General features: G+C 44.0%; 14 protein-coding genes, 1 other RNA gene and 1 pseudogene. 9 read left to right on the top strand and 7 right to left on the bottom strand.

The features are described 5' to 3' along the window. Positions 1-56: 56 nt before the first annotated feature. A complete protein-coding gene (locus ACSTTG_RS20605; protein WP_438476071.1) occupies positions 57-1,130 on the bottom strand; it encodes a PLP-dependent cysteine synthase family protein in 1,074 nt (357 codons plus the stop codon). A 118-nt stretch (positions 1,131-1,248) separates the two neighbouring features. On the opposite strand from ACSTTG_RS20605, the gene ACSTTG_RS20600 reads away from it, so the two are divergent. Next, on the top strand, positions 1,249-1,707 hold the full coding sequence (locus ACSTTG_RS20600; protein WP_438457674.1) for an Lrp/AsnC family transcriptional regulator: 459 nt from the start codon (positions 1,249-1,251) through the stop codon (positions 1,705-1,707). Positions 1,708-1,721: 14 nt separating this feature from the next. Continuing rightward, a complete protein-coding gene (locus ACSTTG_RS20595) occupies positions 1,722-2,363 on the top strand; it encodes a hypothetical protein (protein ID WP_438476069.1) in 642 nt (213 codons plus the stop codon). A gap of 2 nt (positions 2,364-2,365) precedes the next feature. Here ACSTTG_RS20595 and tesB read toward each other — a convergent pair whose 3' ends face one another. Beyond that, positions 2,366-3,223, bottom strand: coding sequence for an acyl-CoA thioesterase II (gene tesB / locus ACSTTG_RS20590; RefSeq protein ID WP_438457676.1), 858 nt, complete (start codon positions 3,221-3,223; stop codon positions 2,366-2,368). A 221-nt stretch (positions 3,224-3,444) separates the two neighbouring features. Between tesB and ACSTTG_RS20585 the strand changes: the two genes are divergently transcribed. Further along, on the top strand, positions 3,445-3,873 hold the full coding sequence (locus ACSTTG_RS20585) for a YbaY family lipoprotein (protein WP_438457677.1): 429 nt from the start codon (positions 3,445-3,447) through the stop codon (positions 3,871-3,873). A gap of 37 nt (positions 3,874-3,910) precedes the next feature. Here ACSTTG_RS20585 and ACSTTG_RS20580 read toward each other — a convergent pair whose 3' ends face one another. Next, positions 3,911-4,222, bottom strand: a complete 312-nt coding sequence (locus tag ACSTTG_RS20580) for an MGMT family protein (RefSeq protein ID WP_438476110.1) — start codon at positions 4,220-4,222, stop codon at positions 3,911-3,913. Positions 4,223-4,398: 176 nt separating this feature from the next. Between ACSTTG_RS20580 and ACSTTG_RS20575 the strand changes: the two genes are divergently transcribed. The 5 genes and pseudogenes from ACSTTG_RS20575 (at position 4,399) to ACSTTG_RS20555 (ending at position 8,136) form a co-directional block, all read left to right on the top strand. After that, positions 4,399-5,139 carry a VP0952 family biofilm-associated protein gene (locus ACSTTG_RS20575; RefSeq protein ID WP_438457679.1) on the top strand — a complete coding sequence of 247 codons (741 nt, stop codon included), beginning with the start codon at positions 4,399-4,401 and terminating at the stop codon, positions 5,137-5,139. A 171-nt stretch (positions 5,140-5,310) separates the two neighbouring features. Beyond that, positions 5,311-5,407, top strand: an RNA gene (gene ffs / locus ACSTTG_RS20570) — signal recognition particle sRNA small type. Between the two features lie 93 nt (positions 5,408-5,500). After that, positions 5,501-5,662, top strand: a pseudogene (locus ACSTTG_RS20565) (DUF6538 domain-containing protein); the annotation flags it as partial. Positions 5,663-5,680: 18 nt separating this feature from the next. Beyond that, positions 5,681-7,372 (top strand): site-specific integrase, encoded by a 1,692-nt coding sequence (locus ACSTTG_RS20560; RefSeq protein WP_438476112.1) that lies wholly within the window; start codon positions 5,681-5,683, stop codon positions 7,370-7,372. 140 nt (positions 7,373-7,512) lie between these two features. Then, entirely contained in the window at positions 7,513-8,136 is a 624-nt protein-coding gene (locus ACSTTG_RS20555) for a recombinase family protein (RefSeq protein WP_438476068.1), read from the top strand. A gap of 281 nt (positions 8,137-8,417) precedes the next feature. Here ACSTTG_RS20555 and ACSTTG_RS20550 read toward each other — a convergent pair whose 3' ends face one another. The 4 genes from ACSTTG_RS20550 to ACSTTG_RS20535 all read right to left on the bottom strand — a co-directional run bounded on the left by ACSTTG_RS20550 (position 8,418) and on the right by ACSTTG_RS20535 (position 14,205). Further along, positions 8,418-10,205 (bottom strand): hypothetical protein, encoded by a 1,788-nt coding sequence (locus tag ACSTTG_RS20550; protein WP_438476066.1) that lies wholly within the window; start codon positions 10,203-10,205, stop codon positions 8,418-8,420. A gap of 489 nt (positions 10,206-10,694) precedes the next feature. Then, positions 10,695-12,536 (bottom strand): hypothetical protein, encoded by a 1,842-nt coding sequence (locus ACSTTG_RS20545; protein WP_438476064.1) that lies wholly within the window; start codon positions 12,534-12,536, stop codon positions 10,695-10,697. A gap of 122 nt (positions 12,537-12,658) precedes the next feature. Further along, positions 12,659-13,249 carry a hypothetical protein gene (locus ACSTTG_RS20540; RefSeq protein ID WP_438476063.1) on the bottom strand — a complete coding sequence of 197 codons (591 nt, stop codon included), beginning with the start codon at positions 13,247-13,249 and terminating at the stop codon, positions 12,659-12,661. Between the two features lie 134 nt (positions 13,250-13,383). Next, a complete protein-coding gene (locus tag ACSTTG_RS20535; protein ID WP_438476062.1) occupies positions 13,384-14,205 on the bottom strand; it encodes a hypothetical protein in 822 nt (273 codons plus the stop codon). A 173-nt stretch (positions 14,206-14,378) separates the two neighbouring features. Here ACSTTG_RS20535 and ACSTTG_RS20530 point away from each other — a divergent pair, with 173 nt between their 5' ends. Then, the gene (locus tag ACSTTG_RS20530) at positions 14,379-14,684 is read left to right on the top strand and encodes a hypothetical protein (RefSeq protein WP_438476061.1); all 306 of its coding nucleotides are present in this window, start codon (positions 14,379-14,381) and stop codon (positions 14,682-14,684) included. Positions 14,685-14,932 lie beyond the last annotated feature (248 nt).

Below are 14,932 nucleotides of genomic sequence, written 5' to 3'. Positions count from 1 at the left end.
TTGAAAACTAAAGCCTCCCAGCGATGGGAGGCTTTATTGTTTTTTAGCGCGATTGTTTATAGCGCGGCTAACTTGCCTGTTTGCTGTAAGCCTTCTAGCTGCTCAAGATATGGCGTCAAATCGCCGATATTGTTCGCCACCCACTCTTTATCAAAGTAAGTATCTAGGTAACGCTCACCACTGTCACAAAGCAGGGTAACGATAGAGCCGGTCTCACCGCGTTGCTTCATTTCAGTTGCTAGCTGCAGCGCACCATACAAGTTGGTGCCAGTCGACGGACCAGCTTTGCGTCCTAGGATACCCTCCAACCAGTGTGTGGTTGCGACGCTCGCTGCATCAGTGATGGTGCGCATCTGATCAATCACGCCAGGAATAAAGCTTGGCTCGACGCGCGGACGACCAATGCCCTCGATCTTGCTCCCGCAGTTATGGGTGACACTGCAATCCCCGGTCTGGAAATAGCGGTGAAACACCGATTGCTCAGGGTCAACCACACACAGCTTGGTGTTGTGTTGTTGATAGCGAATAAAGCGACCGATGGTGGCAGAGGTGCCACCGGTGCCCGGGCTCATCACAATCCAAGTTGGCACAGGATGTGTCTCCATGGTCATCTGGCTGAAGATGGAGTTGGCAATGTTGTTGTTACCGCGCCAGTCGGTCGCGCGCTCAGCATAGGTAAACTGATCCATATAGTGACCGCCAAGCTCCTTTGCCAAGCGATGTGACTCGGCATAAATCTCATCTGAGCGATCAACCAGGTGAGCCCGACCACCATAAAACTCAATCTGTTCGATCTTTTTCTTGGCGGTAGTTTTTGGCATCACTGCAATAAAGGGTAAGCCAAGCAAGCGGGCAAAGTAGGCCTCTGAAACCGCGGTGCTACCTGAAGAGGATTCAATAATTGGCGTGTTAGGACCAACCCAGCCATTACAGATCGCATACAAAAATAGCGAGCGAGCCAGACGATGTTTCAGTGAGCCAGTGGGGTGGGTACTCTCATCTTTTAGATAGATATCAACACCACTTAGGCTTGGCAAATCAAGCTTGATTAGGTGAGTGTCGGCAGAGCGTTGAAAATCCGCATCGAGTTTTTGGATAGCAGATTTAATCCACTGGTGATCGGTGCACATGAGGTGGTCCTAGTTTTTGAGATGTTTGAGTTAATGTATATCGTTACGGTGAGAAAAACTTTGCTATATTTATTGCTAAATTACCCATATGTAGAAAAATTTTCTCTTATTGCTCGATATGATAGATACGACTGATCGAAAAATACTCAAATTGCTGCAGCACGATGCAACGCTGTCCTTGAACGAGTTGGCCGAAGCGGTCAACTTAACCACCACACCTTGCTGGAAGCGATTAAAGAAACTCGAAGAGAGTGGGGTGATTGGCAAGCGCGTCGCGCTGCTTGACCCTGAGAAAGTTGAATTAGCATTTACCGCTTTTGTGATGGTCAAAACCAGTAACCACTCCCACCAGTGGTATCAGGACTTTGTTACTACGGTCAAAGATTTTGCTGAGGTAATGGAGTTTTATCGCATGGCGGGTGAGTATGACTATATGATGAAAGTACAAGTCAGAGACATGAAGTGCTTTGATGCGTTTTATAAGAAGTTGGTCAACAGTGTGGAGGGGATCTCTAACGTCACCTCAACCTTTGCCATGGAGCCATTAAAGTACACCACGGCATTGCCGATTGATTAACAAAGGACGATGAAATGAAGGATTATTTCGCCTCACTGAGCCGCCTTGCCATGGCGGTGGCTATTGGTTATCTCGGTTTCTCGGTCTATCAAGTGGGACAAAAGGTCGACCAAGTTCTGACGGTCTATCCCGAGGTCGTAGCTGACATAGAGCAGATCACTCAAAGCCTGCAAGTGGAAGAGTGGCTGGCACTCAGTCGCTCGTTTGATGACACACTGCCCGAGGTTATTGGGACTGTGGCTGAGGTGAGTCAGGTGATGAGTGAGGTGGAAGCAACCGTGCGTTCGGTGGACAGCAAAATTCCGGCGATATTAAGCCAAGTTGAGTTGCTGCAAACACAAACCATGCCCGCAGCACTTGAAGAGCTCAGTCAGTATCGCCAGCAGACCCTGCCTGACTTGGTTACAGAGCTACATGGCTATCGAACCGATGTGGTGCCGAATGTCATCCAAGAATCACAGCAACTGCGACAAGATGTGCCGGTGATGCTCGCCAATGCCAACCATCTGGTGGAAAACAGTAAAAAAATCACCGAGCAGGCTACTCAAGGTGCAGTCAAAGGGGTTGTGATGACCCCATTCAGCCTCATAGGTGACGCCACCGATGGCATCTCAGAGCGAGTGCTGGGGCCGAAAAATAAAGCTCAAGTCGAGTAGTCTTAAGTGTAGCGCATCACCCCCTCTTGAACCGCGCTCGCCACCAAGTGGCCTTGACGGTTATAAATATCGCCCCTGACTAGGCCGCGACCGTTACTCGCAGTCGGGCTTTCAATTGCAAACAGCAGCCAGTCGTCAAAGTTAAATGGACGGTGATACCAGATGGAGTGGTCGATGGTCGCCACCTGCAGTTTAGGCGTCATCAGTGAGACTTGATGAGGGTGAAGCGCCGTGACTAAAAAGCCCCAGTCGGATGCATAGCCGAGCAAGTATTGATGAAGCAATTGGTTGTCAGGCAATTGGCCATTGGCTTTGATCCATAAGTATTGGGTTGGCTCGGCTTTTTGCGGCTTGAGGGGATTGATCACCGTCACCGGGCGCACCTCGATGGGTTTTTCGCCACAAAAGGTCTGCTTGAGCTTTTCCGGCAAGACATGGGCAATCTGAGCGGCCAGCTCACTCTCAGAGGCATAATTTTCAGGGCCGGGAACCTGAGGCATTGCGTTTTGGTGCTCAAATCCCTCAGAATTGTGATTGTAAGAGGCGGTAAGAAAAAAGATTGAGCGCCCATTTTGGATTGCTTTCACCCGTCGAGTGCTGAAACTGCGGCCGTCGCGCAGGTTTTCAACGTCATAGATGATCGGTTTTTCAGGGTCGCCGGGATGGAGAAAATAGCTATGGCAGGAGTGCACATAGCGATCCTCTGGTACTGTATAGCGAGCAGCCGATAAGGCTTGACCGATCACTTGGCCTCCATAGACCTGCGGCAGGCCTAGATTCTGGCTATCGCCCCGAAATAGCCCCTTTTCGAGTCTCTCTAGTTGCAAAAGCCTTAACAATTCATCAAGAGAACGGCTCATAAAACCTCACATGTGTTTTCTTTTTTTCAATATATGACAGGGTATAACAACACTACCGAGATTGCGAAAGTGAGCTGACACTCAATAAGTTGGCACAGAAGCTTGCGGAGAGATCACACTTTTCTCGCCGAGTCAGATAACTGTAAAAAATAATACTCACTAGAGACACGAAATTCGCGTATAACTATAATCCATGCGTCCTTTTGAATATTAGAGGCTTTATGAAAAAAGCACTACTGTTGGCTGCGTCAGTCATACTAGGGACCACAACGCTAGTTGGTTGTCAGCAGTCCGAGAAACAGGAGTTAGTTTCTCAAGTAAAAATGGTAGCAGGGACAATTACCTATCGCGAGCGCATTGCGCTTCCTGAAAACGCCGTCGTTGAGGTGACATTGCAAGACGTGTCACTGGCCGATGCGAAAGCTCGAGTTTTGGCGCGTCAGCGCTTTGAAACCAATGGTGCACAAGTGCCATTTAAGTTCGAGTTGCCGTACACAGTGTCAGAGATCGAGCAACGCCATCGATACAGCGTTAGCGCCAGAATTGAGGTGGATGGACGACTTCGTTTTATCACTGACACCTCAAACCCGGTGATCACGGACAATAACAAAACGCACAACATAGACCTGCGTCTGATTGGCGTTCGTTAGCACAAACAAGGATTTGTAGAGGGAGCTTAGGCTCCCTTTATTTCGTCTCTACTAACCACCGATACTGCCTTAGCGAGATTTTTCCACCCTCAGCGACCAGAATGCCCTCTGCACGTAACTTCTCAATTTGTACTGCCAAGCGATCGCCACTTAGCGAGATCTTACCCTGACTATTGATCACCCGGTGCCACGGTAGTTTGGTGCCATCAGGCAAGCGAGAAAGCGCCGTGCCCACCTGGCGTGCATAGCCGGGATAACCGGCGAGTTTTGCGACATCTCCGTAGGTGGAGACCTTTCCATGCGGAATTTGTTGAATTACAGCAAAGATTTGCGCTAAAAATTCATTCATACTCAATTTATACCCGTATTACTGAGGCGTTTATCGCCCCAGCCTAACACTGAAATGCGTAAACATGAAAAGCCACTTACCGTGGTATAGAGGAAACTAGTGCCTATCGATATCGAGTCAGCAGCGTTATTGCTAATAGATAATAACCCCGCAGGGGAGCGCCATAAGGAGAGTATATGGTTTATGCAACGATTCAGTTCCTAGCCACCGTTTTTCTAGCGATCATATGTTCGCAGGCGATGATGTTCAGCCAAGGGGAGTTGCCAGCGCTTGTCGTGATCATCCCCGCGCTTTGGCTTGCAAGTCGATTACGCTTTGCCGGTATATGGTTTGTGGTCACTATGGTGATCTATGGGTTTACCTTGTCACACCAGCCCGTCTCGCTATCGATAAGTTTGTGGATGCTAACTCCCATGTTGATGGTGGTGTTCTCGCGTCGTAGTAGTATTTGGGTGATCGCCATGAATGGCGCCATTGCGATGGCCTTGCTTAGCGGCATCACCTACACCCAAGCCGCCGGTGAACTTGACGGAACCCCGCTACTGACGGTGGTACAAACCCTGTGTGTGGTGTCGATATCCTGGTGCCTGCATTACTGGCAGCCATCTCGCGCGCACAGCTGGTGGACGTTGGGCCTTTTAGTCCCGATGTGGATTTCGGGCTTGATTTATCCTGCATTGGTGACGCTATGCATCACCGCGATAATGGGCTCTGTTGAGCGCCTATCTGCGCTAAGAGACTTTCGCTGGAGCAAGCTGTTGACCTGGACACTGCCAACAGTGGGTTTTGCAGGACTGATTGTTCACCCTAATGTTGATGTGCCTCATCCCGTTTTTGTGCTGTGGTTCTGTTTACTTGGCAGTGCATGGATGACGGACTACATCCTGCGCACGATGGAGCTCGAGTCAGAAGATTGACCATCTGGGGCGCTGTCATCGCGACCAACTATCAGTCGGGTGGGCACCATTTGTATAAGAGTTAGGCATTTGAAAGCAAATGGCTTGTGAAGCCCTTGCATTCAGCCTGCGGATAATGAATAATGCCCACACGTTGAGAGGCAAGCCTTCCAACAAACGAATCTATGGAGGCCCTGGTCCTCTCGCAACAATAGCTCGTGAACTCGGTCAGGTCCGGAAGGAAGCAGCCGCAGCGAGTGACTTGTGTGCCGGGATGTGGCTGGGGGCTCCACCCTCTTCCTAGTTTAATCTTAACTTTCAATAACTTAATCCTCATCATGTAGCTAAGAAAGCAAATTGGTACTAAATAGTGGTACTAAACATGCGCTATCTTTCTCAACGATCTTCAGGTATTTGGTACTTTCGATATCAAGTTCCGCCCAAATTCCAACCCTACTTTTCTGGCTTACGTGAGTTCAAGCGATCACTTCACACAAGATGCCGAAATGTTGCTAAATTAAAGGCATCTAAATTAGAGCAGGTTTTGTGGCAGGAGTTACTTTTGTTAGAGCATCACGCAGATACCAATGATCATGGTCTTATGTCTTTACTAACCAGATACATGCAACTTGAGGAGCGCCATGTTTGGGGGTTCTCGGATGGTGAGAAAAAGAAAGTTCTGAAGACTTTGAGAGGCTGTCTGACCAAGTTAGAAGCGCAACCACAGCTTTTAAGAGCGCAGCAAGCACGGATTCGGTTGCAGAGAAACCATGCGTCTGACCCCATTAGCTCTATTGAAATGATTGAATCGCTGTTCGATCGCAATATGACTCCATTCCAAATGGCAGATAGGCACCTTGAACGATTGCCTTATGCTAAAAATCCCGATGCTGCTTACTACTTTGAAGAAATTAGAAATATTGCAATAACCTTAAGTAGTTACTTACAGGAGTTTCAGTCTCGTCTTGATGTACTTGATCTGTCGGGTGCTAAATCAATCATTAAGGAGGTAGAGAGGTTCGAATGGCTACCGATTGAAAAGGTTGGTGTCCCATTAAGCGCTGAAGAATTCGACACTTCTGAATGCAGCACGTTTGAACCTGCGCATGATCAGGATTTGAGAGTGACGCTTGCTGATGTGGGCAACCACGTCCAAACGACTACTCAGAAAAGTCTTGATTTGACCGAGGTTCTTGCTAGCTACAGTAGGGAGCAGAAGATCAAGAATACTAAGGAAAAGACGATAAACGCAGTTGTGAAAATGGTGAGCACTGTCCACGAGTTAGTAGGTAAAACAAACCTACATGACGTAACGCGCGATGATGTACTTGAGGCAATTGAAAATTTATCTGCGCTTCCTAAAGACCGCAACAATCCAAAAAATGTGAAGTTTTTCGGTGGTGTAACGGCTTTGGAGTCTATTGAGCTAAACAAGGGCTTTCGGAAAGATACAATCAGTCTTGACACCGTATCCAGGCATATTAGCAAGTGCTCAGGAGTTTACGAGTGGGCTCGTGATCATAAAAACTTATCCACCAACCCCTTCAAAGGTTTATCTAGTTCAATCAAGAAAAATGCTCCAACGAGTGATAAAGAGCGGAAAAAACCGTTTACTACGATGGACTTGAACGAGATTTTCACGCATCAAGTTTTTACACAGGTCAAGGTAGGACGTAGTCCAATCGATAAAAAGCGATTGAATTATCAGTACTGGGTACCTCTTATCTGCCTGCTCTCCTCAATGCGACCAAATGAGTGTTGTCAGCTAAGGAAAAACAATGTTGTTAGGAAGGATGGGGTACTGTGTTTCTCGATCACTGATGAGTTGGAAGATCAAACCTTAAAAAATAAAACTGCAAAGCGCACGATACCAGTCCACAAGCAGTTGATTGGTCTAGGTTTTGAGAAGTATCTCGAGTCCATTAGTGAGGACAGCCTACTTTTCCCAGAGCTAACTTTCATCACAAACTCTGGGTACTATGGTAAGCCTGCGAGTTGGTTTAGACGTCACTTTACTGAAAAAATGGATTTAACCAAGCAACATAAATCGTTCTATAGCTTGCGTCATACCTTCATCGATTTCTTTGCAAAGAATGGTGAGATAAGACCAATCCACAGGCAGTTGATAGGTCATTTGAATGGAGACATTACCAACGATATATACGGCAGTAAATATGACGTAAAAGCTATTAAATCTGAAGTAGATAAAGTTTGCTTTGAAGCCATCACTCAGCACGTTAAACCATGGTCGTGACGATAGAGTGTGTTCTTTTGATTAGCACTTAATGACCACAGCCGCCAGCATCAAAGTGGTGGAGATAAGTGTGTTCTTTTGGTTAGTAATCTGCATTTGAATATCTTAAGTTGAATACACAAACCAAAAGAATACAGTCAATGAAAGAAATAGCTTACTTAAGAGTATCGACTAAAGATCAGAGTGTTGACTCACAGGTCATAGACATTCAATCAAAATATCCTGGCGCAGAGATCATGGCAGAGGAGCACGGCACGTCTGGTACGATTCCTTCGATGGAGCGCCCAGTGCTTTCCAGGCTCTTAGACGCGAACCTGGGGCTCCGTAAAGGTGATATGCTAATCGTATGGTGGGTCGATAGGATCGGCCGTGATTACGAGGACGCTGAGAGTGTTATACGCGAGTTACTTGGTCGAGGAGTCACCATCAAGACTCTCAATCAATCACGTACTTTTGCTTATACAGGTGATACGATGATGGATATGACCACGAATGTTCAGATATCGATGATCACCGCTATGGCAGCGGCAGAACGTGAGACCCGCCTGGCGTCGGCAGAAGCAGGAAGAAGGGCGCTACGTGAGTCTGGTAGTTGGCAAGACGCCTTTCAAGGACGCAGGCCTAACTCTGGTAAGATGAGTGGTAAACATGAGCAAATAGCGGCTTTGTTGAGCTCAGGTCATTCTATCCGTGATACTGCTAATCTAGCCAATGTTTCCGTCTCAACAGTTCAGCGTGTAAAGAAGCAAGCCTTTTCCACATAATCGGAAAACAGTATGGGAAACGTGTCAGCCTATTAAACAAGAGAACAATAAGCTGACAGATTAAATTAATGCTCAATGTGTGGTAACTCAGGCCCGGCCATACAAATCCGCTGGTTAGTCACGACTAGGTAGTATAGTCAGCCTTCTGGTATTGTGTTACAAACCACATCAGTACACCTCTGTAGAGAGAAAAGTTTGAACTTAGAACTTCTGATGTTTAAACCAATTGAGCCTTGGGCTTCACCTGGATTTTACTAATATGTTTACCTTGAGTCATACCATTAACTAGACGAGCCAAAAATAGCACCTTTGTAATTTTGCAGTTTTACTCTTTCCGTCCCTAACGCATCAATGTAATGAGAGTGGCAGTCAACGGATATAACCAATTCGTTAATAAAATTATCAATGGACCTTATGTCATCAAAGGCAATTTGACGTTCAATTATTGAGAACAAAACCAAATCCAAATAATAGTGCGCGGCCTCAACAATAAAGTCACTATGCCCACTGGTGTTCCCCTGGTGAACTATCTTATTTCGAGCCCTATAGATTCTTCTTATGTCAGAAACTGAACTGCTGGATTCCTGACGTAAAACCTTCTTGAGGTCTTCTTTTTTCTGGAACGATTCAACTAATGACATAAACTTTAGCCTTAATAAAGGCTGGTCTGTCATTTTTTTTAGCAACTTTCCTGCAACGTCTTTGAGATCTACTACTGAGACGAGTGCAGCTAATATATCCTTTTCACTAGATTCAGCTAGCTCTTCTGGCAAATCCACCTTAATATCATGTAGACAGGTATCATTCCACTGCTTCAGCAAATCCTTCAAGCTCGTGACCTTGGAATCAAGTATAGAACTCTTTTGAATTAACTCTATTGATTTACTCACTGAGGATATGTGAGACCCGTTTTTATCTGTTATTAATAGAGTTTCCAAACAAATCCAAAAATTGAGTATTTGAGATGCAACCTCATCAGTTTCTAAAGATAGGGAGTGAAGCTCAACTCCTCTGTTAAATCTGTCAAATGAATCTTTTTGCATATTGAATTTACGCAAAAAGATTGGGAGAATTTTCTTCGCAGATGCAAGATCACCCTCACTTATGTTAGTCATAATATTGTTTGGTTTCTTAATGTTGATTACATTAGATTTGTCATGCTTATAAACCAGACAATAATCAGAGTGCCATGGCTTGCTCTTATGGTGAAAAACTGCAAATAAATCAGCAACTAAAGATACTTTACCCTCGGCAACCTTCATTGCATGTAAGTAATCTACAGCTCGTATTTTGTCGCAAAGTAGAAACACTTTTTTATCATGATTGTTTCTGTAGAATTTACTCTCTAGCACCTCATCATACTTGGCATCTCTTTCCGATATTACTCGTAAGTTGAATTGAGCACATGAATCTTCAATTTCTTTAAATAGCTTTGAGCCAACAAAAACCACTTCAAACTCTTTAGCCTTTAGGTCAAATAGATCAAAATAACGATCAATATCATCTACCGTTCTTACTTTTTGCCTTCCAGATTTATCAAAGAATTCTCTATTCAGTAGATAGTAAATGGTCCCTTTTTGGTAACCATACCAAATCAAGAATTCAAATAGTCTAGTTGTGGCTTGATGAATTTCTTTATATTTATTTGTTTCCAACAAATTTTTGATTCTTACTTTGATTTTCTCAAAGTACTTTCTTGGGTTGATTTTTAACTTCAATACTTCTAAAGTGTTAATTAGTACTTTTGTATCTCCATTACTTATTAATTTGCTCAGGTAATATTCCCTTTTGTCGCCGAGAATTTCCTTCACTGTGTTATCATGTTTAATTTTTGAGATTAACTCTGCGAGTATCAAATCGAGGTCGAATGATCCAACCTCATTCTTGTGAGACTGATTGAAGGAAACAACCTCAAGAGCTTCTTTGATTACGTCGTTAATAAATACTGACGTTCCTTTCTCTTTGAAATCTGATTTGTCATAAGATAATTCAAGTGTTCTCTGACAAAATAGAAGTAATCCTTGAAGTTTATCCTTATTTTCCCACGTCTTGGGTTCTGTTATCAGCATGCTAATCGATATCCAATTTAGTGTTGTATGAACCTGCTAGGAAACCTAACGCTTACTAGTGAGAATGTCGGATATGTAAATGAACCCACCCTAATCAACTAGCGATAAAAAGTAAGGTATTGTATTAAAAGGTATTTTATCAATCAAGTATGCAAGCGACTGCATCACAATGCAAAACTAAGAGAATTCTCACTTAGCACGCCTTTGCCTGCTTCTATCAAGTAAAAGTAATTTACTCTAAGTGGTTGATTTAATTGGTTTATCGGTTGGGAGTAAGCTAAAGGCGAAATTTATACTTTCTTAGTAGGAGTAGGTAGAAATTATTTACACAAAACATTAGCGAACACTTGAGTTGCCAGGTAAAAAAAACTTAGATACGTTATTGGCAGACATAACTAAACACAATGAGGCAAAACCGATTTGAGGCAACCTGTCAGATCTAGTCACATCGAGAAATGAAACTGACAGGTTACAACTTACTTAATGGCTTTAGATTGATTTTGAAATAAGATCTGCTTTCAATAGCCCACCTTTAGTGAGAAGCTTAGGGGAGAAGCTCGGGTTTCTTCTTTGCTTATATGCATCAAGTATTTTCTTTAATCCTTCAGCCTCAAGTAAAGAGATATTGATCTCGGTATCCATATCGGCAGCATCAATAAAGTCTTCAGAAAATGAAGGTGCAATAATTAAAGCTTGTGCAACGCGGTGACCATTAGATTCACAACGTTTGACATAAGCCTTAACCTGTCTAGATGTAGATGCATATTTTGCAAAATGCCCATTTTTGAATGACTTAACCTCACCAACGATTACATCCTCATTATCTAGAGAGATAATGATGTCGGCTTTGTCCTTCGCAGTGTTGATATCTCTGCGTAAGTCCTCATCAACGTTCAGTCCGATTTGCTCGAATATGGAACGGGTGACTTCTTCGAATTTGGCACCTAACTCGGCTTCCTTGATGTCAATGCCTACCTGATTCAGACCTTGGAGGTCTCTGGATGCAAGCAATACATAGTTCTCGATCAGTTTATCGTTCGCACTGGCGTATGATTCAATGATTTGGCTTCTTGCATTACCACGCCGTGAAAGACCCATGTCATTGCGAATAGTCTTCACTTCATCATTTGAATACAGGTAGAGAATATCAAAGGGTGTTATACCAAGAGATTTGAGCTTTTCAGGCTCAAGTGACTCTTTGGTCTCTATTTCGAAGTCACTTCGAATACGGACTTCAACCTTAGGATCAGTCACAGACAATGTTGTGAGAAGCTCTTTGAAGCCACTGACACTTAAGGCACCAAACTCTTCTTCTTCAGAGTTGTTGAGGTGCTCTAAAAGCACATCAATTCTGTCTTGAAGGCGTGCTCCAATCCGTTGAATGTTGATATCCATATCTTCAATCAAGAGCTTAATACGCTCCTTACGCTGATTTTGGCTTGCATCGTCATTGTGCATATCATTCGCCAGGATACTTCGGATACTAAGCCCGGAGTGTGAAATAACCGAAATCTTATCTTGCCGGCTAATACCTCTAGACCGTTGACCATGACGCTTAAGAACGTTAGAGAGTTCTGAATCACTCAAGGAGCGAAGAATTCGAAGCGCGTACTTATCACGAACTTCTTTGCCTTGGATTTCGTGGATAATGCTAGTCACTTCATCTGCAATCATTACCTCTGAGCGTCTTCGGTTAATCAAGACCATGCCGCTTTCTCGAAGGTACTCAAGTGCGTTATCGATTCCTAGCTCTGCAATAGGGTTTACAGAGTGTTCTATAGCAGCAACTTCCTCTTGTGATATCCCGAGTCGGTCCGCCAATACATTCAGTATCGTTCTCTCATCTTCAGTGACCTTAGCTTCTCGGTTCAACTTTAGGTCATTACTGAAAGCGACATACATGCAGTCATGGTAGACCTTAAGGCGGTCAATTCTCTCGAAATTTCCCTGTGATTCAAATTCGTTTATGGCAGTAGTGATTTCTTTACTGAGAGCATCAATCTTTGAAAATTCTTTGGCATAAAGGTTCTCAATCCAGTGAGTGGTCGCAACAGAGTTACCGTCACGAGTTAGGATGTTAACGAGTAAAGAAACCTGTGGACCACCAAGCGCGATCTGTTCACGCAGGTGATCCTTGAAGCATTTCTTAACTAGAGAAAAAAGCTGAGTGATTTCATTACCTGAAGCCGCCTTTAACTGCCCATTGATTCTTTCCAGTTGAGTAGAGATCTCATGATCACTCCTGCTCTCCTGGCAAAGCTTATCAATACAATTAACGAACTTTGAACGCTCGACTTGGTTAGTGTGTCCTAAAACCTGACTCAACTTCATTGCAACTTCCTTGTAAACAAATTTACTGAATAGACATGATATCTAGCTTGACCGATAGTGCGTTATAAGAAACAGTATTCTGATAGGCTCGTCACATGTATTGCGCGGCAACGCAAGTACTTTTATGGCCAAGGAGTTAGCTCCGCCAGTAGTATTGCCTTAATCTCAATAGAGCTATAGTCGGTTAAGAAAGGTGATAGGATGAGTGAGCCGACTAATAACACGCCAAAAGCCAAAGTCGCTATATCTCCTTTGGTGTAGGCTTTTAACTCCGCTTCGTGGCCTGATACGTCCCGTTTCTTGGATAGTGCCTTGAGTACTTGAGCGGCATCATCCACAGTTAAGAAGAAACCTCTGATTATTTTCTCAAAGATGGCGAACCGCGAACCGACTTGGGCGCTGGCACGTGCAGCAGCATTAAGTCCTACCAGGCCGAAGATTGCATCCATATAGACAGATAGCCATAGGGCAAAGACAATCAGCACAATATCTAACTTTAAATGCCACAGCACCGCACCAAACCTGTTTATCCAATCAGAGGAAGAGGTTCTGCTAATTGATATCCATTCCAATAGACCATGCACTGCTACGACTATCACGAGCCAGAACATCGATATGGTCATACTTAAAACAACGGCTGAACTAACGTAAAGTAGCGTGAAGAGCCATTTATCATCATGGTCATTAACCCATTCTTTAATGTTGTGTTTCAAAGAACTCTCCTTGTTATCTTTGAATAGATTAAATGACGGTATCCGGAAACATCTGCGCAGGTCAAATATAGTGATGTGGAAAGTGAGGTTAATCAATTTGGCCTGTCGAATAACCTCTTACGTCTAAGTGTAAACTAACCCAATATGTCTTTTATTCGAGTCGACAGGGCGGAGCTATCAAGGCTTATATCAAGCTCGGTTAGTGTCTTCTCAATTCTATTTCTTTGGCGGCGTAGTTGCTTAGCGTCGTGGCTTTCTAACGCCAATTGCCATTTGTCGATCTGCTTTTCGAGTTTTTGAAGTATCTTGTTATTGGAATCCTGCTGTTCTTGATACTTCCGTGACTCATACTGCCACTTCTCTAGTCGTTTACCTCTATTTAATTCGTGAGGTTTGTAGCTATCGACGCTAATGCCGAGGTGCACGGTCGTTGAAGCTGTAAAAGCCTGTTTCAAAACGGCTGTCGCGCGCTTTCGTTGCAGGTCAGTTAGGATTCGGTCTTTTAGCACTTTAGATATGATTAAATGGCAGTGGTCGCCTGCGGACCTACCTTGTTGATTTTGTTGATGGCATACACCTCGAATCAGTGAATAGAATAGTTTTCTCTCGTCACCTGTTAACTTCAGATGGTTTGCAAGCGCTTTGCAGCAATCACCGAGTATGGTGCGCCACTGCTCCGGAGAAGGGCGGTAAGGTTTTGGCAAGGTGAGGCAAAACTCCATCGCATAGGAACTAAGAGGCCTACCTCTTCTATTGCTGCGCAATTTTTGGTTTAGGCGATATCGTTCACCTGCAATTATGATGTTCTTCGATGTGTTCTCATTACCAACGATATCGATGATAGCTTCAGTGTTTGCGTGATTAGGATGCGATGAGCTTTTTAAGTATCGCTCTCTTGCAAGAACGCCATTCGTTCCTTTCTTGACGGGCTTGGTGATAACTGTCCAATTCTTCATGGTTTACTAATAAATTATTAATTTACATCAATGAACACAAATCATGATTAACCAGGTGATTCAAGATAGGACAAATACACACTTCGTTTTATTTGTCATCTTGTCGGAGGGTTACCCTCCGAACCACCCTTGAAAAGTCGTGCCCCAAATTATTATATTTTTAATAAACTGATATGGATAAATTTGAAAATAGGTTAGAGCAGGCTGAAAAAACACTTGGCTTGAAAAAGGTTGTGCAAATTAACATCATTAATCGGTGCAATCAAGAAGGGGTAGAGTTACTTGTGAGTCTACCACGCTATCAATTCGAGCAATATGTGGAACAAGTAGTACTTGCTGCCTGGCTAGATTTAGACAATGAGGTGGGGGCTGAAGATCTTAGTTGGAATGAGAAAAAGTCAGATTTGACCGAGAGAGCAATGAGAGACGTCACTAGGCTGCTTAGGTTGATCGCTTTACGTTCATTCAGCTTCAAATGAACGGCTCTATGGCACTCATTAGAGTGCATGGATTATGCATGTGAACCTTGATGCTTGGCCACCAGGTTGCTGATGCTGGTGGTTGTTCATAGTATTGAAACTAGGTCACCGATTCTGTACGCTAGGTAGCAACTTTAATTGGTACTAAAAACTGGTACTAAATCACCCGACTGAACTAATACCATTTGATTCAAAGCCTTATGGGGTAAGGGATGAAGGATTAGCAATGGGATGTGGCTGGGGCTTCC

The sequence above is a fragment of the Vibrio glycogenivorans genome (genome assembly GCF_051660965.1).
Classification (GTDB): domain Bacteria; phylum Pseudomonadota; class Gammaproteobacteria; order Enterobacterales; family Vibrionaceae; genus Vibrio.
This window is presented reverse-complemented; position numbering and strand designations above follow the sequence as displayed.